We start from the raw sequence: 24337 nt of genomic DNA, 5'->3' as shown, positions 1-24337 counted from the left end.
TAATCTAACGTAAGAGACAAGATATCATGCCAGGAATACCCGCAACCATACTCCTTAAAAGATAGTCAGGGATAACACATTTAGCGACAGTAATATCGTTGGCGGAGAAAAAGGGAGCCTGGCGAGGCGGTTAATTGCCTGACATTGTCGCTGTTATTGGAAATAACTGTAAACCGTTGTCGGTATAACAGGGCACGGTTATGATAACGGCAGTCGCAAAAACGCTGGAGGATGAACCATGAATCTTGACGATAAAGCGCTGTTTCTTGACGCCATGGAGGATGTCCAGCCGCTGAAACGCCATACTGATGTACACTGGCAGCCAACGCGTAATCTTAAAACGCCCCAGCGTATCGACACGCTTCAGCTTGATAATTTCCTGACGACGGGCTTTCTGGATATTCTGCCGCTGAATGAACCGCTGGAATTTCGTCGGGAAGGATTGCAGCAGGGTGTCATCGACAAGTTACGCAGTGGGAAATACCCGCAGCAGGCCAGCCTCAATTTGTTACGCCAGCCGGTCGAAACGTGCCGAAAAATGCTGTTTCGTTTTATCCTGGAGGCGCAGAAAGAGGGGTTGCGTAATGTCCTGATCATTCATGGTAAAGGGCGAGAGGCGAAGTCGCATGCCAATATCGTCCGAAGCTATGTGGCCCGCTGGTTGACAGAGTTTGAGGATGTACAGGCTTATTGTTCGGCGCTGCCGCATCATGGCGGCGGCGGGGCATGTTATGTCGTGTTACGTAAAACGGTGCAGGCTAAACAGGATAACTGGGAGCGCCATGCGAAGCGTAGTCGGTAAATCGTTGCCGCTGGCGGACAGGACCGCCAGCGCAAGCTCGCGCGAACCCGATTTTATGCCTGATATAACGCCTCATCCAAACGCTCAGGATTCTGCAAGAGAACGGGCGATAACGCTGTCCACGGTAATAACACGGAGAAACAGTCATTCGCTTATTTAAGCGTCTATTAAAATATACTGGCTTTCGACTTAACTATTAAGCAGAAAATGGTGATAAGTACATCACTTGTCAATATGGATGGATAAATATCCTGGCATAGCGAATATAGGTGATTTTATCTGTTGCACTAAGGGAAATGGCGATGGTCTGCTATTGAATATGGAGAATGTCAAAGAAACAAATGGCAATAGATATCTGAAATGCTATAAAAATAAAACCTGTCTCCTATCCTGGTTGTAGGCCGTCAAAAATGTTGAGAAATATCAGCGTCAGGACATGCATTATTCTATTCATGGTATGTACGTTTCTTTTGGTGGATACTTTACAAATAGCTTTTCTGCACGATCTCCCTATTTTAATTACGTGTAATATCATTTATCTGATCTCGTCATTACTGCTTTGGTGGTATATGACCTGCTATCTGGTAGTGCCAATTAATACCGTGAAGAAAAGTATTGAAGAGGTCGCAGCAGGAAACTTGTCTATTCATATCTCCGAATTTGGCAATAATTGCGCCGGGCGACTCATCCCCGGGATTAATAGTCTGTCGGAGAATATTTCCGCGCTGGTACGTGAAATCAGATCCTCTTCGCAAACGGCAATGACCCTTTCCGAACAACTGGCGGCGCGCAGTATGTCGCTATCCGTAAAGACGGAACAGCAGTCGGCCTCGTTAATTCAAACTGCCGCCAGTATGGATGAAATGGCGGCGAGTACCAAAAACAATGCGGATAATACCCGAATGGCGAGCATACAGGCGGATTGTGCAACCCAATGCGCCCGTAAAGGCGGTGAATTAATGGTGCGGGTTACAGAAAATATGCGTTCTATTACCGACTGTGCCTCGCAGATGACGGAGATTATTTCATTGATTGACGGTATCGCATTCCAGACTAATATTCTGGCGCTTAACGCGGCGGTAGAGGCTGCGCGGGCGGGCGATCATGGAAAAGGTTTCTCCGTGGTGGCCGGGGAAGTGCGTAATCTGGCGCATCGTAGCGCTGAGGCGGCAAAAAATATCAAGGCGCTGATCGACGTTACGCATGACAATGTGCGGCAGGGGGCCGCCATAGTGCAGGAGGCTGAAAAAAATATGCAGGAGATTGTTGGCGGCTCCGGGCAATTAAACGTGCTGATGAGTGAAATTTCCACCACCACGCGGGAGCAGGAAAAAGGCATTAACCAGATAACCCTGGCGTTGAGCGATCTGGAAAGCGCAACCCATAGCAATGTCTTAATGGTTGAAGCGCTATCTGCTTCTTCGGATGTTTTAAAGGCGCAGGTGATCGAGTTACAGACTAAAACCGACAAATTTCGTTTAAGCTAGCCGGGTTACAGTGAACATGCGCTGTCGCGCTCTCATGTATCACCTCTTTCGACCATCACCAGGCGCGGCCAGGCCTGATAATACATGTTTGGTAAGCGCCTGTTGCTAAGGCGCTTTTTTCGCACGTTCCCGTCATTCTTTTTGCGCAATGAGAAAATGAGAGATTGCTTAACCTTTCCCGAAAGCTAGACTAACGGCATGAGAGTTGTAACGTGGAGGCGCTGTGGAAGCCATTAAGGGATCGGATGTGAACGTGCCGGATGCCGTTTTCGCATGGCTACTGGATGGTCGTGGTGGAGTAAAACCGCTCGAAGATAATGATGTGATCGATAGTCAGCATCCCTGTTGGCTACATCTTAATTATACCCACCCGGACAGCGCCCGCTGGTTGGCTTCAACGCCTTTACTCCCCAATAACGTGCGTGATGCGCTGGCTGGTGAAAGCTCGCGCCCGCGCGTAAGTCGTATGGGGGAAGGGACGCTCATTACGCTGCGCTGTATTAATGGCAGTACTGACGAACGCCCGGATCAATTAGTAGCAATGCGTTTATATATGGACGAGCGATTCATTGTGTCTACCCGTCAGCGAAAGGTTCTGGCGCTGGACGATGTGGTCAGTGATTTGCAGGAGGGCACCGGGCCCGTAGATTGCGGCAGCTGGTTAGTAGATGTGTGCGATGCGTTAACCGATCACGCCAGTGAATTTATTGAAGAGCTACACGATAAAATTATCGATCTGGAAGATAATCTTCTCGACCAGCAAATCCCACCGCGCGGTTTCCTCGCATTGCTACGTAAACAGCTAATTGTTATGCGCCGCTATATGGCGCCGCAGCGCGACGTCTATGCCCGGCTTGCGAGTGAACGGCTGCCGTGGATGAGCGACGATCACCGGCGAAGAATGCAGGATATCGCCGACAGGCTGGGAAGGGGGTTGGATGAAATTGACGCTTGTATCGCGCGTACTGGCATCATGGCGGATGAAATTGCCCAGGTAATGCAGGAGTCTCTGGCGCGCAGAACTTATACCATGTCGCTTATGGCGATGGTTTTTCTGCCCAGCACCTTTTTAACAGGGTTATTTGGCGTTAACCTGGGCGGTATTCCTGGCGGCGGATGGCGGTTCGGCTTTTCTCTGTTTTGTATTCTGTTAGTTGTCCTGATCGGTGGTGTTACTTTATGGTTGCATCGCAGTAAATGGTTGTAACAAAAGCGCTTTTCAGACCATTTCGTATGAAAAAACGCCGAGAAATTTGAGCGAAGTCAATAAACCATCTACCTATTCGGGGCAATATCTCTCTCGCAGGTGAATGCAACGTCAAGCGATGGGCGTTGCGTTCCATATTGTCTTGCTTCCTTTTTTGAATTACTGCATAGCACAATTGATTCGTACGACGCCGGCTTAGATTAGTCGGCTTTTTTTTGCCTGTAGGATATCAGCGTCTACCCTTTAAGAGTCTGAATGACATTCTGGAGGGTAATATGAGCTGTCTTTTAACCTTATTATATCTACACTCGTCCTTGTCGGACCCGATTCCCACTGACCCTGTTCCCATTCCTGAGCCGCTTCCCCGTCCTCAGCCGATGCCCGACCCGCCGCCGGACGAAGAACCGATTAAAATGTCGCATCAAACGTCCGGATCTGCGAGGATACGCGCCTGCTGACTATGAGTCGTTACCGCGAGAGTAAATTGTGACCGCTTTTTCAACCCTGAATGTTTTGCCCGCCGCCCAGCTCAATAACCTTACTGAGCTGGGCTATCTTGAGATGACGCCTGTTCAGGCCGCAGCATTACCCGTCATTCTGGCGGGAAATGATGTGCGTGTGCAGGCCAGGACCGGTAGCGGTAAAACGGCGGCGTTTGGTCTTGGGCTCTTGCATCGAATTGATGTCACTCTGTTCCAGACACAGGCATTAGTGCTGTGCCCGACGCGGGAGCTGGCGGATCAGGTAGCCGGGGAGTTACGTCGCCTGGCCCGTTTTCTGCCAAATACCAAAATTCTGACCTTGTGTGGCGGGCAGCCCTTTGGCGTACAGCGCGACTCGCTTCAGCACGCTCCGCATATCATTGTCGCGACGCCGGGGCGCCTGATGGATCATTTACAAAAAGAAACCGTATCGCTGGATGCGCTGCACATTCTGGTAATGGATGAAGCAGACCGAATGCTGGACATGGGATTCAGTGACGCCATTGATGAGGTGATCCGCTTTGCGCCTGCGACGCGCCAGACGTTGTTGTTTTCAGCAACCTGGCCTGAGGCCATTGCGGCGATTAGCGGTCGTGTACAGCAGCAGCCAATACGTATTGAAATCGATACGGTAGATGCGCTACCGGCTATCGAACAACAGTTCTTCGAAACATCTGCGCATGAAAAAATTTCGCTGCTACAAACGTTGCTTAGCCAGCATCAGCCAGCGTCCTGCGTGGTGTTTTGCAATACCAAAAAAGATTGTCAGGCCGTTTGTGATGCGCTTAATGCGGTAGGACAAAGCGCGTTGGCGCTCCACGGCGATCTGGAACAACGCGACCGCGACCAGACGTTGGTGCGTTTTGCAAATGGCAGCGCGCGCATTCTGGTTGCCACCGACGTTGCCGCGCGAGGGTTAGACATTAAATCGCTCGAACTGGTGGTTAACTATGAACTGGCCTGGGACCCGGAGGTGCATGTCCATCGTATTGGCCGTACGGCGCGCGCGGGAAGCAGCGGCCTGGCGATCAGTTTCTGCGCGCCGGAAGAGGCGCAGCGGGCGAATATTCTTTCAGAAATGCTGCAACTCAAGCTGAACTGGCTGAATGCGCCCGCCCGGCAGCCGTTACTCCCTCTGGCCGCAGAGATGGCTACCCTATGCATTGACGGCGGCAAAAAAGCGAAAATGCGTCCGGGAGATATTTTGGGCGCGCTGACCGGCGATATTGGATTAGACGGGGCGGATATTGGCAAAATTAACGTGCATCCAATGCACGTTTACGTCGCCGTACGTCAAGCAGTAGCGCAAAAAGCCTGGAAGCAGTTGCAAAACGGGAAGATCAAAGGCAAGTCATGCCGGGTACGGCTATTAAAATGATCGATAGCATGGCGTCTCAGCGGAGTGCTGAGACGCCTGCAGATTATTTCACTTCGATAACATTAAGCCGCAACGCCTCTAAGGCGGTGTCATCTTCTTCCGGCTGCCAGCCAGCGGGCTGCAAGGGAATCTCTTCACGATCGAACGCTAAATCGCCGCCGTCGACGACCTCGGAACCGTGAGTGATTCCTTTGAAATCGAACAGGTTAGTGTCACAAAGGTGAGACGGCACGACATTCTGCATGGCGCTAAACATCGTCTCGATCCGTCCAGGATAGCGCTTATCCCAGTCGCGTAGCATGTCGGCAATCACCTGGCGTTGCAGGTTGGGTTGCGAACCGCACAGATTACAAGGAATGATAGGGAAGGCTTTGGCCTCAGCAAAACGGATAATATCTTTCTCGCGGCAGTAAGCCAGCGGGCGGATCACGATATGTTTGCCGTCATCGCTCATCAGCTTCGGCGGCATCCCTTTCATTTTTCCGCCATAGAACATATTCAGAAACAGGGTTTGCAGAATATCGTCGCGGTGGTGGCCCAGGGCGATTTTGGTCGCGCCCAGTTCAGTCGCCGTACGATACAGGATACCCCGACGCAAACGCGAGCACAGCGAGCAGGTGGTTTTTCCTTCCGGAATCTTCTCTTTCACAATGCCGTAGGTGTTTTCTTCGACGATTTTATATTCTACGCCTAGCTGCTCAAGGTAGGCTGGCAGGATATGCTCCGGGAAACCTGGCTGCTTTTGATCGAGGTTGACGGCGACCAGTGAAAAATTGATCGGGGCGCTTTGCTGCAAATTACGTAAAATTTCCAGCATCGTATAGCTATCTTTGCCGCCAGAAAGGCAAACCATAATGCGATCGCCTTCTTCAATCATATTAAAATCGGCAATCGCTTCGCCAACGTTACGGCGCAGGCGCTTTTGCAACTTGTTGAGGTTGTATTGCTCTTTCTTTGTATTCTTTTGAATTTCTTGCATTATTTCAGTTCTCTGGTACTAAATGGGGCAAATTGGGGGCAAACTTTGCAATTACGATAACCGCGCATTCAACATCGCTACTTGTTCGTCGTTCATGTCATCAATCCACATACCGTAAATTTCATACACCATCTGCGCAGTTTCATGCCCCATTTGGCTGGCGATAAATGCCGGGTTCGCTCCTGCCGTCAACAGCCAGCAGGCAAAAGTATGTCGCGTATGGTACGGATTACGGCGACGAATGCCAGCACGTTTTTATGGCAAGATACGCAATGGTTCAAAAGCGTCTTTATTCTGTCATCCGTATTACTTAAGATATCATCACGACCCGAAAAATATTGGAACGAAGAGATGTATGACTAAAGAAGCTGTAATCTTTCTATTTATCGCCATCGTGGTAGAAGTTATCGCCACGATCTCATTAAAATTATCAGATAGTTTTACGCGTCTGGTACCGAGCCTCGTTACTATCATCGGATATTGTATTGCGTTCTGGTGTCTTACCATCCCAATGCGAACCATCCCTGCGGGTATCATTTATGCTATTTGGTCTGGGGTAGGGATTGTTCTTATTGGATTGATAGGATGGTTATTTCTCGGCCAAAAACTGGATATGCCGGCTATTATTGGCATGTTGCTTATCATCTGCGGCGTAATCGTAATCAATCTGTTTTCAAAAAGTGTCAGTCACTAGGCGATGATGATTGATTTGAGCCCGCACTCTCTTATGCGGGCTCGGGTATTTAGCGTACCACCAGTACGGAGCATTCCGCATGACGCACAACGGCTGCGGCGTTGGAACCCAACAGATAGGTAGTAATATCCGGGCGATGCGAGGCGATAATCACCATATCGGCCGGTAATTTTTTTGCCATTTCCAGAATCTTATCTTTAGGAGAGCCTTCTGCAACGTGCGCCTGCACGCGGTCCGCGGGAAGGTTGAATTTCTTGATAATCGCTTCCAGTTGAGATTTGGCTTCGGCTTTCAAATCGTCCATTGCGGGAAGCTCTGCTGAATAAGCCAGTCCCAGTGAAGCGTAATAGGGCAAAGACGGGATTACAGTCAAAAAGTGCACTTTAGCGTCGTCAATCTTTGCTTCAGCTTCAACATGCGAAATCACGCGTTGAGTTAATTCTGAATCTGAAATATCGATGGGTACAAGAATCGTTCTGTTCATAAAACCTCCTGTTTAAGTATCCACTGAAATTCTACTCCCTAAAGGCACTTTATGTACAATGACATACGTCACATTTTAGGTGCTGCTCCACGATACTCTGCGGGGACTGCCTACAGGGGAGGGCGACGTAATATTACGCGTATTCCACGTAAATAATCAGCGAGTTGACGTTAAAACGTTATTTCTGCCTTGTCAGGAAAGACCTAAAAAGAGATGTTACCGTTTAATTCAATAATTAATGAAATAATTCGCAGTGAAATAGATATAATTTATACGAATGCTTTTGGGGGTATTATATGAAATAAAAATTATACAATATCATTCGGTTACGATATTCTACGCCTGTTATATGCCTTTATTGTCACATATTCATTTTGTCGTTGGGCCATTGCGTTAACCTTTGCTTTCCAGCGTATAAATTGACAAGCCCGAACGGATGTTCGGGCTTTTTTTGTCTATGGAAAACCCCCAGCTAGGCTGGGGGTTCCGGAAAGCTTTCAGCTTTAAGCCAGTTATTAAAACCCCTTTTGATTTGTTAAAACATCTTGCGGTCTGGCAACTGCAAAAGTTCAACAAGAAATCAAAAGGGGGTCCCAATGGGGGACGAAAAGAGCTTAGCGCACACCCGATGGAACTGTAAATATCACATAGTTTTCGCGCCCAAATACCGAAGACAAGCGTTCTATGGAGAGAAGCGTAGGGCAGTAGGCAGCATATTAAGAAAATTGTGTGAATGGAAAAACGTACGAATCCTGGAAGCGGAATGTTGTGCAGATCATATTCACATGCTTCTGGAGATCCCGCCGAAGATGAGTGTGTCGAGCTTCATGGGATATCTGAAGGGTAAAAGTAGTCTGATGCTTTACGAGCAGTTTGGGGATCTAAAATTCAAATACAGGAACAGGGAGTTCTGGTGCAGAGGGTACTATGTCGATACGGTGGGTAAGAACACGGCGAAGATACGGGAATACATAAAGCACCAGCTTGAAGAGGATAAAATGGGTGAGCAATTATCGATCCCTTATCCGGGCAGCCCGTTTACGGGCCGTAAGTAACGAAGTTTGATGCAAATGTCAGATCGTATGCGCCTGTTAGGGCGCGGCTGGTAAGAGAGCCTTACAGGCGCATCTGAAAAACCTCCGGCTATGCCGGAGGATATTTATTGTTTCCATGACCCGTCCTGAATAGCGTTGACACGTTCCAGACTTAAATCCGGAGAACGTGATGATGACTGAGTTCAAACGCACCCAACGCGATTATCCTCTATCCTTTAAAATAGCCGTCGTTGAGCAGGTCGAAAAAGGCGAGATGACCTATAAACAGGCCCAGCAGCGATATGGCATTCAGGGGCGCTCCACCGTACTTGTCTGGCTGCGTAAATATGGCCGGCTTGACTGGAGACCCGGACTTCCTGACCTGGTGAAGAGGAAACTGCCTGTGGCTCAGACAACTATCCCGCTGACACCCGAGCAAAGAATCAGGGAACTTGAAGAACAGCTTGAGCTGGCAAACCAGAAAGCTGAGTTTTTTGAGTCCGTTATCAACGTCCTGAAAAATGATTACGGGGTAAGTGTTGTAAAAAAGCGGCCCGGCAAGTCCTCACGCAAAGTCAGGCCCCCAAAATAACAGTTACGCGTGCATGTCAGTTCCTGGGGCACAGCAGACAGGCGTGGTACCAGTACAATACAAGATGTAATAAACGGCAGGAGCATCATGCTCAGGTTCTTGATTTTGTTGCCCGTACCCGGTGCCGCCAGCCGCGAATCGGTACGCGTAAACTGCACTATCTGCTGAACATGCAGGCCGATAAAACGCTGAATATCGGACGGGACCGTCTGTTTAATCTGCTGGGTGAATACCGGCTCCTGGTCCCCGTGAAACGGGCATATCACAAAACCACCAACAGCCATCATCGCTTTTACCGGCATCCTAATCTGCTGAAACCCGGCCCTGAACAGGTTACCGCCCTTGAGCCAGAGCAGGTCTGGGTCGCCGATATTACTTACCTTCCACTACGCAGCGGCACGGCCTATCTGAGTCTGGTCACCGATGCCTGCTCCAGAAAAATCGTGGGTTACCATGTCGGGGAAAACCTGCAGACAGAAAATGTGGTAAAGGCGTTCAGGCAGGCTCTGAGGCGGAGAAAAACGACAGGTCCGCTGGTACATCACTCTGACAGAGGACTGCAATACTGTTCGGTACTTTATCAGTCAGTTCATGAGCGAAACGGAATAACCTTTTCAATGACCGATGGTTACGACTGCTACCAGAATGCGCTGGCTGAGAGAATAAACGGGATACTGAAAAATGAGTTTTTACTCTCGCGTCCTGCAGACCTGGAGCAAGCGCGGGAAATAGTAAAAGAGTCCGTGGCAATTTATAACCATGAACGGCCACACCTGGCCCTGAAATACAAAACGCCCGATGATGTTCATCAGGCGTTTTACAGACAAAAAACTGTCAACCTATATCAGGACTAGTCACCAGGTTAATCCTTAGAATATTTTTTAATCTGCGCCGGGTTTTTCCGCTTTTCCTGCCAGCAAGGCAAGAAAGTCATAGCGTTTTTGCAAATCCAATGCGGCATCTCGCCATAATTGTTCAGCTACTTCAGGCTGTTGCGCATTCAGGCGACGGAAACGCTGTTCATTAAGCAACGTTTCCGCCAGGGCATCAGACGGTGGCCGAGAGTCCAGAGCCAGCGGCGGCTTGCCTTCATCCGCGCGGCGGGGATCAAAGCGGTATAACGGCCAGAAACCGGTCGCCGTTAACTGGCGCATCTGGTCATGGCTTAGCGCCAGATCGTAACCATGTTCCTCACAGGGGCTATAGGCAATGATCAGCGACGGTCCTGGCCAGGCTTCGGCCTCCTGGATGGCTTTCACCGTCTGGTTTAACTGCGCGCCCAGCGAAATTTGCGCGACATAAACATGACCATACATCATCATGCTGACGCCAAGATCTTTACGGGCTTTACGCTTGCCATGTTCGCCAAACTTAGTGACGGCGCCAAGCGGCGTCGCCTTCGACGCCTGGCCGCCAGTATTGGAATAACACTGCGTATCCAGAACCAGAATATTGACATTCTCCGTCAGGCTTAACACATGGTCTAAACCGCCAAAGCCGATGTCGTATGCCCAACCATCGCCGCCAATCAGCCAGATTGATTTTTCTACCAGCGCATCAGCATCCTTTAACAGTTCCTCTGTGCCCGCAACCGATTTCAGATGTTGGCGTAATGCGGCGACCTGTTCACGCCGAACGTCAGGCGTTGCTTCGGCATGCAGCGCATCGTTTAATTCCGCCGGAATGCGATCGGCGAATTGCGCCAGTAAACGCATGACGCGCGCCCGGTGCTGATCCACACTCAGACGGAAACCGAGGCCAAATTCCGCGTTATCTTCAAATAGCGAATTCGCCCACGCCGGGCCGCGTCCGTTGGCATCGGTGGTATAAGGCGTAGAGGGTAAGTTACCGCCGTAAATAGAGGAACACCCCGTGGCGTTAGCGATTAACATTCTGTCGCCATATAACTGAGTCAGCAGTTTAATATACGGCGTTTCACCACAGCCGGAACAGGCTCCGGAATACTCAAACAGCGGCGTAATAAGCTGCGATGTGCGGATATCAATTCGTTCCAGTTTGCTGCGATCGATTTCCGGCAAGTCGAGGAAGAAGTCATAATTCACTTTCTCTTCTTCCACATGCTCAAGGCGCGACATCATGTTAATCGCCTTGATCTGTGGATTTTGCCGATCTTTAGCCGGGCAGACCTCTACGCATAAATTACAGCCAGTACAGTCTTCCGGCGCGACCTGCAGCACATATTTCTGGCCGCGCATATCGCGGGACTTCACGTCCAGCGAATGCAGACTGGCTGGCGCGTTCTCCATCGCCTGCGGGGAAACGACTTTCGCACGAATCGCCGAGTGAGGGCAGGCGGCGACGCAGTGATTACATTGTGTACACAGTTCCTCTTTCCAGACAGGAATCTCTTCGGCGATATTGCGTTTTTCCCAGCGGGTGGTGCCCATTGGCCATGTTCCGTCCGGCGGCAGCGCGGAAACAGGCAGTGCGTCGCCAAGGCCCGCCAACATGGCGGCGGTAACGGTTTTCACGAAATCCGGCGCGGCGTCGGAGACGACCGGCGGGCGATGCGCGCTGTGCGGATTAACCGCCTGCAACGGCACTTCCGCCAGCGATTCCTGCGCCAGAGCCAATGCCTGCCAGTTACGCTCAACCAGATCCTGACCTTTGCTGCTATAGCTTTTGGCAATCGCGCCCTGCAGCTCAACCAGGGCGCTATCGCCCGGAAGAATATGCGTCAGGTGGAAGAAAGCCATTTGCATGACGGTATTGATGCGGGCGCCAAGTCCACATTCGCGGGCGATTTTCGCCGCGTTAACCACGTAAAAACGCGCCTTTTTCTGATTCAACACCGCCTGAACTTCTTGCGGCAGACGCGACCAGACCTCGTCGGCGCTGTACGGCGTATTAAGCAGAAAGATACCGCCGGGCTTTAGACGCTCCGCCATCTGATATTTATCGATAAACTGTAATTGATGGCAGCCGACAAAATCCGCCTGAGCAATTAAGTAAGCGGAACGAATGGGTTTTTCGCTGACGCGCAGGTGCGATACCGTGAGCCCGCCAGCTTTTTTAGAGTCATAAACGAAATAACCTTGCGCATACCACGGCGTAGAATTACCGATAATTTTAATATTATTTTTCGTGGCGGATACGCTGCCGTCGCTTCCCAGGCCGTAAAATAACGCTTCAAGTTTAGCGCTGCCGGGCAGGGTATTTTCCGGTAATGGCAGCGAGAGGTTAGTAACGTCATCATAAATGCCCACCGTAAACCGTGGTTTGGGTTTCGCGCGGCTGAGTTCATTAAAGACCGCCAGTACGCACGCCGGGCCGAACTCTTTGGATGATAGCCCATAACGGCCGCCAATGGTGCGCGGCAACGTTTCGCGCTCGCCATTATTAAAGGCTTCCGCCAGTGCGGTCATCACGTCCAGATAAAGCGGCTCGGCCTGCGCGCCAGGCTCTTTGGTGCGATCCAGCACGGCGATAGCGCGAACGGTTTCCGGTAATGCCTGTAACAAATGTTTGGCGGAGAAGGGGCGGAACAGACGGACTTTCAGAACGCCGACCTTTTCTCCGCGTATCAGTAGCTCGTCCACGACCTCTTCGCAGGTGCCGAGGGCGGAGCCCATCATTATGATGACGCGTTCAGCCTGGGGATGGCCATAATATTCAAATGGCTGGTACTGACGGCCCGTAGCGTCGCCAAATGCCTTCATCGCCTCTTCAACATGATCATAAACGGCGTTGTACCACGGGTTGGTCGCTTCGCGAGACTGGAAGTAGGTATCCGGATTCGCTGAAGTTCCACGAATCACCGGATGTTCCGGATTCAGCGCGCGGGCGCGGTGAGCGTCGATCTCCGCCTGCGGCATTAGGTTCAGAATGGTTTCATCCGTTAGCGGTATAATTTTGTTGATTTCATGCGATGTACGGAAGCCATCAAAAAAATGAATAAACGGAACGCGGCTTTTCAGCGTAGCTCTGTGCGCGATCAGCGCAAAATCCTGCGCTTCCTGAACGCTGGCGGCGCATAACATCGCGCAGCCTGTCTGGCGGACCGCCATCACATCGGAATGGTCGCCAAAAATAGAAAGCGCGTGTGTGGCGACGGTGCGCGCGGCAACGTGCAGTACAAACGGCGTGAGCTGCCCCGCCAGTTTATACAGCGTTGGAATCATCAGCAGCAGTCCCTGCGATGATGTAAATGACGTAGAAAGCGAACCGGTTTGTAGCGCACCGTGAACGGCGGCGATCGCGCCGCCTTCCGACTGCATCTCTACCACACGCGGCGTATCGCCCCAGACATTTTTAAGCCCATTACCGGCCCAGGCATCCGCTTGTTCAGCCATTGTTGAACTGGGCGTAATCGGGTAAATGGCGATAACCTCGCTGGTACGGAACGCCACCGACGCTACCGCGCCATTACCGTCAATTGTTTGCATATGACACCCTTACATTGCGCAAAAAAGAGGGACACGCATAATCGTGAGCGCATCCTGTAGTTATCCTTTTATTTTAGCAAAGCCCTTCAAGCCCCATTTTCGCTTTTGTGTCCCTGGCGGGAGGAGAATGGCGATTTCTTGCCGAAAAGACGTAAAAAATTGCCAATAAATGTTAATGAAGCGCATAAATGCGCGCTTTGCCTCTCGACGCGTCAGTTTCTGCTGCCTATTATTTAGGGCGGTGTCGTTTGGATGAATAAACAGAGGGGAGAGAAATGCGCGCAGCGTTTTGGGTGGGATGTGCCGCGTTATTATTGTCGGCTTGCAGTAGCGAACCTGTTCAGCAGGCAACTGCGGCGCATGTTTCGCCAGGGATGAAAGCGGCGATGTCCAGCGCCGGCGAAGCGAATTGCGCTATGATTGGCGGTTCGCTTTCAGCGGCCCGGCAGCTTGATGGTTCAGTAATTGGTATGTGCGCGCTACCCAACGGCAAACGTTGTAGCGAACAGTCGCTTGCCGCCGGAAGCTGCGGGAGTTATTAAGCGCGGCGTTTCGCCTGACGCGTATAACTTTTCACTTAATGGCTTAGTGCGCTAAATCCGCCAGTTTATACATTAGCGTTGTTTCTGCCGTCGCCAGCGTTAATTGGTTCGCGGTTAAATCGACCTGCGCGCCTTTGCTGAAGAGCTCGCTGAGGGTGCCGTCCAGCGCATCAAGCTGCGGATCGGCGCACATCATTCGGGTCATCGCTAAATTTTTCACTTTTAATTCGCCGTCCGATAGTTTTCCTTCGCCGGTGAATTGATTGCACATTTTGCCGGATACCGTCATGTCCTCGCCAAAGCTGAGCTCCGGGCCGGTGACCGTTTTACCGTTTACGCTTTCCAGAACAAAGCGGTGGTGCTCCAGTTGCTCGCGTTTGACGGACTCTTTTCCACTGCTCACACACCCTGTCATTATGATGCTCAGGGCGACCAGCGTGACGATTTTCTTCATTGATATTCTCTGTAATCTGATAGTTAACACTGACTATAGTAATGATATGACCGGATAGATCTTCAGGGGTTATCCGAAAATGCTCCCCTGAGCGCAGGGGAGCGACAGGATTAGAACAGCGCGTTCGGGCAGGCTTCGCCCTTCTCAAGCTGGCTTAAGTTTTGTAACGTGGTTTCAGAGATGCTGATCAGCGCTTCTGCGGTCAGGAATGCCTGATGCCCCGTAAACAGTACGTTATGGCAGGCCGACAGACGGCGGAAAACATCATCCTGAATAACATCGTTTGACTTGTCTTCAAAGAACAGGTCGCGTTCGTTTTCATACACATCCATCCCCAGCGAGCCGATTTTCTGATTCTTCAGAGCTTCGATAGCCGCCTGGGAATCAATCAGCGCGCCACGACTGGTATTAATGACCATAACGCCATTTTTCATTTGATCGAATGCCGCATGGTTCAGCAAATGGTAGTTTTCCGGCGTGAGCGGGCAGTGCAGGGAAATGACATCCGATTCGGCAAACAACGTTTGCAGATCCACATACTCGACGCCGAGGTCAAGCGCGGCGGTGCTGGGATAGGGATCAAACGCCAGTAAACGCATTCCAAAGCCTTTCAGGATACGCAGCGCGGCGACGCCGATTTTACCGGTACCAATGACGCCAGCGGTTTTTCCGTGCATGGTAAAGCCGGTCAGTCCCTCAAGGGAAAAGTTAGCGTCGCGGGTGCGTTGATAAGCGCGGTGAATACGGCGGTTCAATGTCATCATCATGCCAATCGCATGTTCAGCGACGGCTTCCGGAGAATAAGCCGGTACGCGCACCACCTGCAAGCCGAGCTCTTTAGCGGCATCCAGGTCGACATTATTAAATCCGGCGCAACGCAGCGCGATGTATTTCACGCCGTGTTTTTTCAGCTCTTCCAGTACCGGTCGGCTCCCGTCGTCATTCACGAAGATACAAACTGCTTCACATCCATTGGCGGTTTTCGCCGTTTTCTCGGTCAGCAGAAAATCAAAAAACTCCAGTTCGAAACCGAACGCTTCGTTCACTTGCTGTAGATATTTCTTGTCATACTGTTTGGTACTATAGACGGCGAGTTTCATATGACCTTCTCCAGTGATGTTAGAATCACACAAATATGCTTAAAATTATCTTACAAAAAATCAAAAATAATTGATAGTCATACATATAATGAATAATTTTAGGTTATCATTCTCCACAACGCCTCAAATAGCCGGAGGGCGCCCCTGCAACATGAACTATTAGGCTATGTACGGGCAATCATGCCAAAATAAAGAGATAGCCGACTGAATTTTTCGTTAAATCAGGAAATTAATGGCCCATGAAGGGTAAATATAAAGCCGCCCTTGCGCTACTGTTACTGCTGATTCTTATCCCTCTGACGCTACTGATGACCCTCGGGCTGTGGGTTCCCACTCTGGCGGGAATTTGGCTACCCGTCGGTACCCGTATCGCTCTGGAACAAAGTCCACGCCTGACACGTCATGGGTTAGTGATTCCCGATCTTCGCTATCTGGTCAATGATTGTTCGTTAGCGCATATTACCCAGGCGGAACTGACGCATCCCAGCCGTTGGTTGCTGAATATTAAAAGCCTTAAACTGGATGCCGCGTGCCTGGCGAAACTGCCCGCTACGGAAGCTTCTCCCGCCGCGCCGCGTACGCTGGCGCAGTGGCAGTCAATGCTGCCCAATACCTGGATTAACATCGATAATGTCATTCTCGCGCCCTGGCCGGAATGGCAGGGCAAGCTGGCGATCTCCATGACGCCGGTCATTCAGCAGATACGTTATCAGGGCGAAAAAGTAAAATTTCAAGGGCAGCTACGCGGTCAGGCATTGACGGTGAGCCAACTGGAGATCGCCGCGCTGGCGAACCAGCCTCCCGTTAGCCTGGCGGGGGAATTTGTGTTGCCGCTGGTACCGGATGGCCTGCCGGTCAGCGGTCATGCGGCAGCGACCTTGCGTCTGCCGCAGGAACCGTCGCTGGTGGATGCGGAACTGGAGTGGCGTGATAACGCCGGACAGCTCATCGTGATGGCGCGAGGTAATCCTGACCCGATTCTCGATCTCCCCTGGGCGGTAACGCGTCAGCGGCTTACCATCAGCGATGGCCGCTGGAACTGGCCATATCAGGGATTCCCCTTGAGCGGACGTCTGGCTTTTAATATCGATAACTGGCAAGCCGGGCCGGATAATGCGCAAGTCAGCGGACGCCTGAATATTCTGACCCAGGGCGATGCCGGTAAAGCGAACGCTGTACTGACTATCGGCCCGGGAAAACTCAGCATGGATAGCAGTGAGATGCCTCTACAGCTTACCGGCGAGGCTAAACAGAAGGATTTAATCTTTTATGCCGTATTGCCCGCTATGTTCCGCGGCAGTCTGGCCGATCCGCAGCTCACCTTTGCACCTGGCGCATTGCTACGCTCGCGCGGACGGGTGATTGATGCGTTAGATATTGATGAAATTCGTTGGCCGCTGGCGGGCGTTAAGGTGACGCCGCGCGGCGTTGATGGCCGATTACAGGCTATTTTACGGGCGCACGAAAATGAGATGGGCGATTTCGTTCTTCATCTTGATGGCCTGGCCAATGATTTTCTCCCTGATGCTGGTCGCTGGCGGTGGCGCTATTGGGGGCAAGGAAGCTTTACGCCAATGCGCGCCCACTGGGATATTGCCGGACAGGGCGAATGGCATGATAACACCATCAGGTTGACCAGTTTGTCCACCGGTTTTGATCAGTTGCACTATGGCGCAATGACTGTCACATCGCCAAGACTGGCGCTGAATAAACCTATTGTCTGGGTTCGCGACGCCACAACGCCGTCGCTACAGGGCGCGCTGTCTCTGGTGGCGGGGAAAACCGTATTTACCAGTGGGAGTGTGCTGCCGCCTTCTACCCTTAATTTTAGCGTTGAAGGGCGAGAGCCAACCCTGTTCCAGTTTAAAGGCGACCTTCGGGCGGGGGCGATAGGGCCGGTACGGCTGAATGGGCGCTGGGATGGCGAACGCCTTCGTGGACAGGCCTGGTGGCCGAAGCAGTCGCTTATCGTTTTCCAGCCGTTGCTTCCACCGGACTGGAAAATGACGCTGCGCGAAGGCTCACTGTATGCGCAGGTGGCTTTTTCCGCTGCGCAGGGGCAGGGATTTGAAGCAGGTGGACACGGCGTGTTAAAGGGCGGCAGCGCCTGGATGCCGGATAACAAAATCAACGGCGTCGATTTCATTCTGCCATTTCGCTTCCACAACGGCGCGTGGCAATTGGGGACGCGCGGGCCCATCTCGCTGCGTATCGCCGGGATAGTTAACCAGGTCACGGCGAAAAATATCACCGCTGATTTACAGGGCGGTTATCCCTGGAGCGAGTCGAATCCATTACTACTAAGCGATGTCAGCGTAGACGTGCTGGGCGGTCAAATCATTATGAAACAGTTGCGAATGCCGCAGCACGACCCGGCGCTTTTGCGGGTGCAAAATATTTCATCCAGCGAATTGATTAGCGCCATAAATCCAAAGCAATTTGCCATGTCTGGTCCGGTCAGCGGCGCGCTGCCGCTGTGGCTGAACAATGAAAAATGGATAATCAAAGATGGCTGGCTTACGAATCCTGGGCCAATGACGTTGCGTATCGATAAAGATACTGCGGATGCGGTGGTGAAGGATAATGTCACGGCAGGCTCGGCGATCAACTGGCTACGTTATATGGAGATTACGCATTCGTGGACGAAAATTAACGTTGATAACCTGGGCGTACTAACGATGCAGGCGGCTATTACCGGCAAAAGCCGGGTAGATGGTAAAACCGCGATCGTTAACTTGAACTATACCCATGAAGAAAATGTGTTTACGCTGTGGCGCAGTTTGCGTTTTGGCGACAATTTACAGGCATGGCTTGAACAAAATACAGCGTTGCCGCAACCTCCTTGCCGGAAAGACAAGGACTGTGAGGATAAATAATGAAAATGAGTATTGCCATGCTGTCAGCGCTTGCGTCATTTATCGTGGTGGGGTGCACGCCACGTATTGAAGTCGCCGCGCCGGAACAGCCGATTACCATCAACATGAATGTAAAGATCGAGCATGAAATACATATCAAAGTCGATAAAGACGTTGAAGAACTCCTGAAATCACGCAGCGATCTATTCTGAGGCCATAATGAAAAAGTATTTAATACTATGGGGGCTGACGCTGAGCTTGCTCACACCTTCTGTGTGGGCCTTAACCCTGGACGAAGCGCGCACGCAGGGCCGGGTCGGGGAAACGCTGAATGGCTATCTGGTGGCCTTAAAGAATGATGCCGAAACCCAGAAACTGGTGCTTGATATTAATCATGCCCGCCGCGCCAGTTATCAGCAGTTAGCGGATAGCAATCATCTTCCCGTGGACGAGGTGGCGAAGATGGCAGGGCAAAAACTGGTTGAGCGCGCCAGGCCGGGAGAATATGTCCAGGGAATTAATGGCAAATGGATGCGTAAATAACCGCTTCCCGACAATTTTTTTACCGCAAAATGCATTTTTATATGGGTAATTTCTGAATACGAAGGTCGTATTTACATTAGGCGAACCGGAAGGCTATTTCTATACTGTTGGCTGGTATCACTATTCGCGAGAGTAACCAGGTATGACGTCTGAAAAATTATCTGCTGCCTGCCATTGTGGCAGCGTCGTGTTTACCGTTCAACTTAGCGATGGCTTTCATACCGCCAGGCGCTGCAACTGTTCCTTTTGCAGGATGCGCGGAGCAGTGGCAGTGTCTGCGCCGCTGTCGGGTATTAAAGTGCTAAAAGGGCAGGATAAGCTTACCGAATATCGCTTCAATACGGGCAAGGCGGTGCATTTTTTCTGTTCGGTATGCGGGATATATACTTTTCATCAGCGTCGATCCAATCCCGATCAATATGGGGTCAATGTGGCGTGCATCGAAAATATGTCGCCTTTTGATTTCGCCTGCGTTGAAGTCAATGATGGGGTAACGCATCCCAGCGATGGCGGCAGTAGCGGCGTGGTAGGATATTTGCGCTACGAACCTAAGAAGTCACCTCCCGTCGAAACGGGAGGCAAAAATATTTAAGCGGCCACTACGCTGTCAATCGCGGCTTTTGCATCGGCCTGAGCTTTAGCCGCCACTTCCGGCCCGTAGGCGATGCCTTCGGCAAAGACAAAATTCACGTCGGTAATACCGATAAAACCAAGGAACACTTTCAGGTAAGGCGCAATCAAATCCGTCGGGGTGTCTTTATGGATACCGCCGCGGCTGGAGAGAACCACCGCGCTTTTACCGGTTACCAGACCTTCCGGGCCTTTTTCGGTATAGCGGAAAGTGATACCGGCGCGGGCAATCAGATCAAAGTAGTTTTTCAGCTGCGTCGGGATATTGAAATTGTACATCGGCGCCGCAATAACGATGACGTCGTGGGCTTTCAGTTCAGCAATGAGTTCATCAGACAGCGCCAGAGCGTCCTGCTGACGTGGCGTTAAAGGCGCATCGCCCGGACGCATCGCGCCCACCAGCTCGCCATCCAGCACCGGAACAGGGTTGGCCGCCAGATCGCGGACAGTAATTTCATCTGCGACGTGTTTTTCGCGCCATTGTTCAATAAAATAGTCAGTCAACTGACCAGACTGAGAGTACCCTGCCAGAATACTGGATTTAAGAACTAATACCTTGCTCATGGGTGTTTCCTTTTATGTGTTTGAAGGGGCGTGCCCCGTTGCTTGTTGACACTTTATTCACAAATATGTCGCAGGGATAGCGCAATATATCGAACCCTTTGTTCGAAATTATTGAACAACACAAAAAAAGCCCCAATGTGGTACTCTATACCTATCATTTAAAACGATTTTAAACAGGCAGAATGCTGCCCAAGAGCTTTATGACTGAACAATCTACGTTGACGCTTCAGGTGTTACAGCAGCGGCTGGATGCACTGATGCTGCGCGACAAACAGCGCTTTGCGCGCCGCCTGCATGGCGTAAAGAAAGTAAAAAATCCTGATGCGCAACAGGCCATTTTCCAGACGATGGCGAAAGAAATTGAACAGGCTGCGGCGCAAGTCGCCCTCCGCGAAGCGGCGCGCCCCTCAATCACTTATCCGCAAAATTTGCCTGTTAGCCAGAAGAAACAGGACATTCTGGAAGCGATCCGCGATCATCAGGTGGTGATCGTAGCAGGGGAAACCGGTTCCGGTAAAACCACCCAGTTGCCGAAAATTTGTATGGAGCTGGGACGTGGGATTAAAGGACTTATTGGACATACTCAGCCGCGTCGCCTGGCGGCGCGCACCGTCGCTAACCGCATTGCCGAAGAGTTGCAAACGGAGCCAGGCGGCTGCATCGGCTATAAAGTTCGTTTCAGCGATCATGTCAGTAGCAACACCATGGTCAAACTGATGACGGACGGTATCCTGCTGGCGGAAATCCAGCAGGACAGACTATTGATGCAGTATGACACCATCATTATTGATGAAGCGCATGAACGCAGCCTGAATATTGACTTCTTGCTCGGCTATCTGAAAGAGCTTCTGCCGCGTCGCCCCGATCTGAAAGTGATTATTACCTCTGCGACCATCGACCCGGAACGCTTCTCGCGCCACTTTAATAACGCGCCGATTATTGAAGTCTCTGGCCGAACGTATCCCGTAGAGGTTCGTTATCGCCCCATTGTGGAAGAGGCTGACGACACTGAACGCGATCAGCTACAGGCAATTTTCGACGCTGTTGATGAACTGGGGCGTGAAAGTCCCGGCGATATCCTGATTTTTATGAGCGGAGAGCGGGAAATCCGCGATACCGCCGACGCCCTGAACAAGCTGAACTTACGGCATACCGAAGTGTTGCCGCTGTATGCACGCTTGGCGAACAGCGAACAGAACCGCGTTTTCCAGTCGCACAGCGGACGCCGTATCGTGCTGGCGACTAACGTGGCGGAAACCTCGCTGACGGTGCCGGGTATCAAGTATGTGATCGATCCTGGCACTGCGCGCATCAGCCGCTACAGCTACCGCACTAAAGTGCAGCGCCTGCCGATTGAACCGATCTCACAGGCTTCCGCCAACCAGCGTAAAGGGCGTTGCGGACGCGTATCGGAAGGGATTTGCATTCGTCTGTATTCGGAAGATGACTTTTTGTCACGTCCGGAATTTACCGACCCGGAAATTCTACGTACCAACCTGGCGTCGGTTATTTTGCAGATGACCGCCCTGGGGCTGGGTGACATTGCCGCCTTCCCGTTTGTCGAAGCGCCGGATAAGCGCAATATTCAGGATGGCGTGCGTTTGTTGGAAGAGCTGGGGGCGATTACCGCCGACGAACAGCAAACGGCATATAAGCTGACGCCACTGGGCCGACAATTATCCCAGTTGCCGGTCGACCCGCGCCTGGCGCGTATGGTTCTGGAAGCGCAAAAACATGGCTGTGTGCGCGAAGCGATGATCATTACTTCCGCACTCTCTATTCAGGATCCGCGCGAGCGCCCAGTGGATAAGCAGCAGGCTTCCGATGAGAAACACCGGCGTTTCCATGATAAGGAGTCCGATTTTCTGGCGTTTGTTAACCTGTGGAATTACCTCGGCGAGCAACAAAAGGCCCTGTCGTCGAATCAATTCCGCCGTCTGTGTCGCACCGACTATCTGAACTATTTACGCGTGCGTGAGTGGCAGGATATCTATACCCAACTGCGTCAGGTGGTAAAAGAACTGGGGATTCCGGTAAACAGCGAACCCGCAGAGTACCGGGAAATTCACGTTGCGTTGTTAACGGGACTGTTGTCGCATATCGGGATGAAAGATGCCGATAAACAAGAGTACACCGGCGCGCGTAACGCCCGATTCTCTATTTTCCCCGGTTCCGGTTTATTCAAAAAACCGCCGAAATGGACAATGGTCGCAGAACTGGTGGAGACCAGCCGTTTGTGGGGGCGCATCGCTGCCCGCATTGAGCCAGAATGGGTGGAACCGGTAGCCCAGCACCTGATTAAACGTTCATATAGCGAACCGCACTGGGAGCGGGCGCAAGGCGCGGTGATGGCGACGGAAAAGGTTACTGTCTACGGTCTGCCGATTGTCGCCGCGCGCAAAGTGAATTACAGCCAGATTGACCCGGCGTTGTGTCGCGAGTTGTTCATCCGCCATGCGCTGGTGGAGGGGGACTGGCAAACCCGTCATGCCTTCTTCCGTGAGAATCTAAAATTGCGTGCGGAAGTCGAGGAACTTGAGCACAAATCTCGCCGCCGCGATATCCTGGTGGATGACGATACCCTGTTTGAGTTTTATGACCAGCGTATTAGCCATGACGTTATTTCCGCCCGCCACTTTGATAGTTGGTGGAAAAAAATCAGCCGCGAGACGCCGGATCTGCTCAACTTTGAAAAAAGTATGTTGATTAAAGAAGGCGCGGAAAAAATCAGCAAACTGGATTACCCGAATTTCTGGCACCAGGGCAATCTCAAGCTGCGTTTGAGCTATCAGTTTGAACCGGGCGCGGATGCTGACGGCGTGACCGTCCATATTCCGTTGCCGCTACTTAACCAGGTTGACGAGAGCGGTTTTGAATGGCAGATCCCGGGGCTGCGCCGTGAATTAGTTATTGCGCTGATTAAATCGTTGCCAAAACCGGTACGTCGCAACTTTGTTCCGGCGCCAAACTATGCTGAAGCGTTTTTAGGTCGCGTAACGCCGCTGGAGCTGCCGCTGCTGGACGCTCTGGAGCGTGAACTGCGCCGGATGACCGGCGTCACGGTCGACCGGGAAGACTGGCATTGGGATCAGGTGCCCGAGCATCTGAAAATCACGTTTCGCGTGGTGAATGACAAAAACAAGAAACTGCAGGAAGGGCGTTCGCTCGCCGAGCTTAAAAATGAGCTGAAAGGCAAAGTGCAGGAGACGCTCTCGGCGGTGGCGGATGACGGCATCGAGCAGAGCGGGCTGCATATCTGGAGTTTCGGCGAGCTGCCGGAAAGCTACGAACAGAAACGCGGTAATTATAAAGTGAAGGCGTGGCCGGCGTTAGTGGATGAGCGTGACAGCGTCGCTATCAAATTGTTTGATAATCCGCTGGAACAACAACAGGCGATGTGGTGCGGTTTACGCCGTCTGCTGTTGCTCAATATTCCTTCACCGATTAAGTATCTGCATGAGAAATTGCCGAATAAAGCCAAGCTGGGGCTGTACTTTAACCCGTACGGCAAAGTACTGGAGTTGATTGATGACTGTATCGCCTGCGGGGTAGATAAGCTGATAGATGCCAACGGCGGACCGGTGTGGAGCGAAGCAGGTTTCACCGCGCTGCACGAAAAGGTACGCGCCGAGCTGAATGATACTGTGGTGGATATCGCGAAGCAGGTCGAGCGGATCCTGACGACCGTATTCAATATCAATAAGCGTCTGAAAGGGCGGGTGGATATGAGCATGGCGTTGGGGCTTTCCGATATCAAGGCGCAGATGAGCGGTCTAGTATACCGTGGTTTTGTGACTGGCAACGGCTTTAAACGTCTCGGCGATACGCTGCGTTATCTGCAGGCAATTGAAAAGCGGCTGGAGAAACTGGCTGTCGATCCGCACCGCGATCGGGCGCAAATGCTGAAAGTCGAAAGCGTCCAGCAGGCGTGGCAACAATGGATAAATAAATTGCCTCCAGCGCGTCGCGAAGATGATGATGTTAAAGAGATCCGTTGGATGATTGAAGAACTGCGTGTCAGTTATTTCGCCCAACAGCTCGGTACGCCTTATCCTATTTCTGATAAGCGTATTTTACAGGCCATGGATCAGATTACGGCCTAAA

At 51.5% G+C, this 24337-nt stretch carries 20 protein-coding genes and 2 pseudogenes; 14 read left to right on the top strand and 8 right to left on the bottom strand.

Annotation, left to right across the window (positions count from 1 at the left end):
* Window positions 1-238: 238 nt before the first annotated feature.
* From smrA to dbpA, 4 genes and pseudogenes are all read left to right on the top strand, one after another.
* Window positions 239-802, top strand: a complete 564-nt coding sequence (gene smrA / locus ACFK9X_RS12525) for a DNA endonuclease SmrA (RefSeq protein ID WP_064000582.1) — start codon at window positions 239-241, stop codon at window positions 800-802.
* Window positions 803-1212: 410 nt separating this feature from the next.
* Window positions 1213-2367 (top strand): annotated as a pseudogene (locus ACFK9X_RS12520) (methyl-accepting chemotaxis protein).
* A gap of 145 nt (window positions 2368-2512) precedes the next feature.
* On the top strand, window positions 2513-3496 hold the full coding sequence (gene zntB / locus ACFK9X_RS12515; RefSeq protein WP_000387374.1) for a zinc transporter ZntB: 984 nt from the start codon (window positions 2513-2515) through the stop codon (window positions 3494-3496).
* Window positions 3497-3982: 486 nt separating this feature from the next.
* Window positions 3983-5356: an ATP-dependent RNA helicase DbpA gene (gene dbpA, locus ACFK9X_RS12510; RefSeq protein ID WP_151116613.1), complete on the top strand. Its 1374-nt coding sequence runs from the start codon at window positions 3983-3985 to the stop codon at window positions 5354-5356.
* Between the two features lie 43 nt (window positions 5357-5399).
* On the opposite strand, the gene ttcA is transcribed toward dbpA, so the two are convergent.
* Both ttcA and ACFK9X_RS12500 read right to left on the bottom strand, forming a co-directional pair.
* Window positions 5400-6335: a tRNA 2-thiocytidine(32) synthetase TtcA gene (gene ttcA / locus ACFK9X_RS12505; RefSeq protein WP_151116611.1), complete on the bottom strand. Its 936-nt coding sequence runs from the start codon at window positions 6333-6335 to the stop codon at window positions 5400-5402.
* Between the two features lie 51 nt (window positions 6336-6386).
* A pseudogene (locus tag ACFK9X_RS12500) lies at window positions 6387-6590 on the bottom strand (tyrosine-type recombinase/integrase); the annotation flags it as partial.
* Between ACFK9X_RS12500 and ACFK9X_RS12495 the strand changes: the two are divergent.
* Complete coding sequence (locus ACFK9X_RS12495; protein WP_000089155.1) at window positions 6546-6698, top strand: hypothetical protein; 153 nt, start codon at window positions 6546-6548, stop codon at window positions 6696-6698. The pseudogene ACFK9X_RS12500 and the gene ACFK9X_RS12495 overlap by 45 nt on opposite strands.
* Window positions 6691-7029 carry an SMR family transporter gene (locus tag ACFK9X_RS12490; RefSeq protein WP_000159240.1) on the top strand — a complete coding sequence of 113 codons (339 nt, stop codon included), beginning with the start codon at window positions 6691-6693 and terminating at the stop codon, window positions 7027-7029. The genes ACFK9X_RS12495 and ACFK9X_RS12490 overlap by 8 nt, the downstream gene beginning before the upstream one ends.
* 49 nt (window positions 7030-7078) lie before the next feature.
* On the opposite strand, the gene uspF is transcribed toward ACFK9X_RS12490, so the two are convergent.
* Window positions 7079-7513, bottom strand: a complete 435-nt coding sequence (uspF, locus tag ACFK9X_RS12485; RefSeq protein ID WP_001082296.1) for a universal stress protein UspF — start codon at window positions 7511-7513, stop codon at window positions 7079-7081.
* A gap of 596 nt (window positions 7514-8109) precedes the next feature.
* Between uspF and tnpA the strand changes: the two genes are divergently transcribed.
* Both tnpA and ACFK9X_RS12475 read left to right on the top strand, forming a co-directional pair.
* Window positions 8110-8568 carry an IS200/IS605-like element IS200F family transposase gene (gene tnpA, locus ACFK9X_RS12480; protein ID WP_000502121.1) on the top strand — a complete coding sequence of 153 codons (459 nt, stop codon included), beginning with the start codon at window positions 8110-8112 and terminating at the stop codon, window positions 8566-8568.
* Window positions 8569-8737: 169 nt separating this feature from the next.
* A protein-coding gene (locus tag ACFK9X_RS12475) for an IS3-like element ISSen1 family transposase (protein ID WP_151116258.1) occupies window positions 8738-9993 on the top strand; the annotation gives its coding sequence in 2 pieces (ribosomal slippage) (window positions 8738-9089 and window positions 9089-9993; 1257 coding nt in all).
* A 27-nt stretch (window positions 9994-10020) separates the two neighbouring features.
* Here ACFK9X_RS12475 and nifJ read toward each other — a convergent pair.
* Both nifJ and ACFK9X_RS12465 read right to left on the bottom strand, forming a co-directional pair.
* Complete coding sequence (gene nifJ, locus ACFK9X_RS12470; protein ID WP_151116609.1) at window positions 10021-13545, bottom strand: pyruvate:ferredoxin (flavodoxin) oxidoreductase; 3525 nt, start codon at window positions 13543-13545, stop codon at window positions 10021-10023.
* 60 nt (window positions 13546-13605) lie between these two features.
* Window positions 13606-13917, bottom strand: a complete 312-nt coding sequence (locus ACFK9X_RS12465) for a hypothetical protein (protein ID WP_031603716.1) — start codon at window positions 13915-13917, stop codon at window positions 13606-13608.
* Here ACFK9X_RS12465 and ACFK9X_RS12460 point away from each other — a divergent pair.
* A complete protein-coding gene (locus ACFK9X_RS12460) occupies window positions 13821-14087 on the top strand; it encodes a DUF333 domain-containing protein (protein WP_001200680.1) in 267 nt (88 codons plus the stop codon). The two genes, ACFK9X_RS12465 and ACFK9X_RS12460, sit on opposite strands and share 97 nt — an antisense overlap.
* A gap of 43 nt (window positions 14088-14130) precedes the next feature.
* On the opposite strand, the gene hslJ is transcribed toward ACFK9X_RS12460, so the two are convergent.
* Window positions 14131-14541, bottom strand: a complete 411-nt coding sequence (gene hslJ, locus ACFK9X_RS12455; RefSeq protein WP_024159303.1) for a heat shock protein HslJ — start codon at window positions 14539-14541, stop codon at window positions 14131-14133.
* A gap of 110 nt (window positions 14542-14651) precedes the next feature.
* Complete coding sequence (ldhA, locus tag ACFK9X_RS12450) at window positions 14652-15641, bottom strand: D-lactate dehydrogenase (protein ID WP_000762206.1); 990 nt, start codon at window positions 15639-15641, stop codon at window positions 14652-14654.
* 239 nt (window positions 15642-15880) lie between these two features.
* Here ldhA and ACFK9X_RS12445 point away from each other — a divergent pair, with 239 nt between their 5' ends.
* The 4 genes from ACFK9X_RS12445 (at window position 15881) to ACFK9X_RS12430 (ending at window position 19631) form a co-directional block, all read left to right on the top strand.
* Entirely contained in the window at window positions 15881-18517 is a 2637-nt protein-coding gene (locus ACFK9X_RS12445) for a YdbH family protein (RefSeq protein WP_000677012.1), read from the top strand.
* A complete protein-coding gene (locus tag ACFK9X_RS12440; RefSeq protein ID WP_000784063.1) occupies window positions 18517-18708 on the top strand; it encodes a YnbE family lipoprotein in 192 nt (63 codons plus the stop codon). The genes ACFK9X_RS12445 and ACFK9X_RS12440 overlap by 1 nt, the downstream gene beginning before the upstream one ends.
* A 7-nt stretch (window positions 18709-18715) precedes the next feature.
* Entirely contained in the window at window positions 18716-19039 is a 324-nt protein-coding gene (locus ACFK9X_RS12435; RefSeq protein WP_151116607.1) for a YdbL family protein, read from the top strand.
* A 142-nt stretch (window positions 19040-19181) separates the two neighbouring features.
* On the top strand, window positions 19182-19631 hold the full coding sequence (locus ACFK9X_RS12430) for a GFA family protein (RefSeq protein WP_001540112.1): 450 nt from the start codon (window positions 19182-19184) through the stop codon (window positions 19629-19631).
* Here the strand turns inward: ACFK9X_RS12430 and azoR are convergent.
* Window positions 19628-20233 carry an FMN-dependent NADH-azoreductase gene (azoR, locus tag ACFK9X_RS12425; protein ID WP_000048926.1) on the bottom strand — a complete coding sequence of 202 codons (606 nt, stop codon included), beginning with the start codon at window positions 20231-20233 and terminating at the stop codon, window positions 19628-19630. The genes ACFK9X_RS12430 and azoR overlap by 4 nt on opposite strands.
* A gap of 200 nt (window positions 20234-20433) precedes the next feature.
* Here azoR and hrpA point away from each other — a divergent pair, with 200 nt between their 5' ends.
* On the top strand, window positions 20434-24336 hold the full coding sequence (gene hrpA, locus ACFK9X_RS12420; RefSeq protein ID WP_151116605.1) for an ATP-dependent RNA helicase HrpA: 3903 nt from the start codon (window positions 20434-20436) through the stop codon (window positions 24334-24336).
* The last annotated feature ends 1 nt before the right edge of the window (window position 24337 follow it).

It is taken from the genome of Salmonella sp. WC3 (assembly GCF_042932255.1).
GTDB classification, from domain to species: Bacteria; Pseudomonadota; Gammaproteobacteria; order Enterobacterales; family Enterobacteriaceae; genus Salmonella; species Salmonella enterica.
This window is presented reverse-complemented; position numbering and strand designations above follow the sequence as displayed.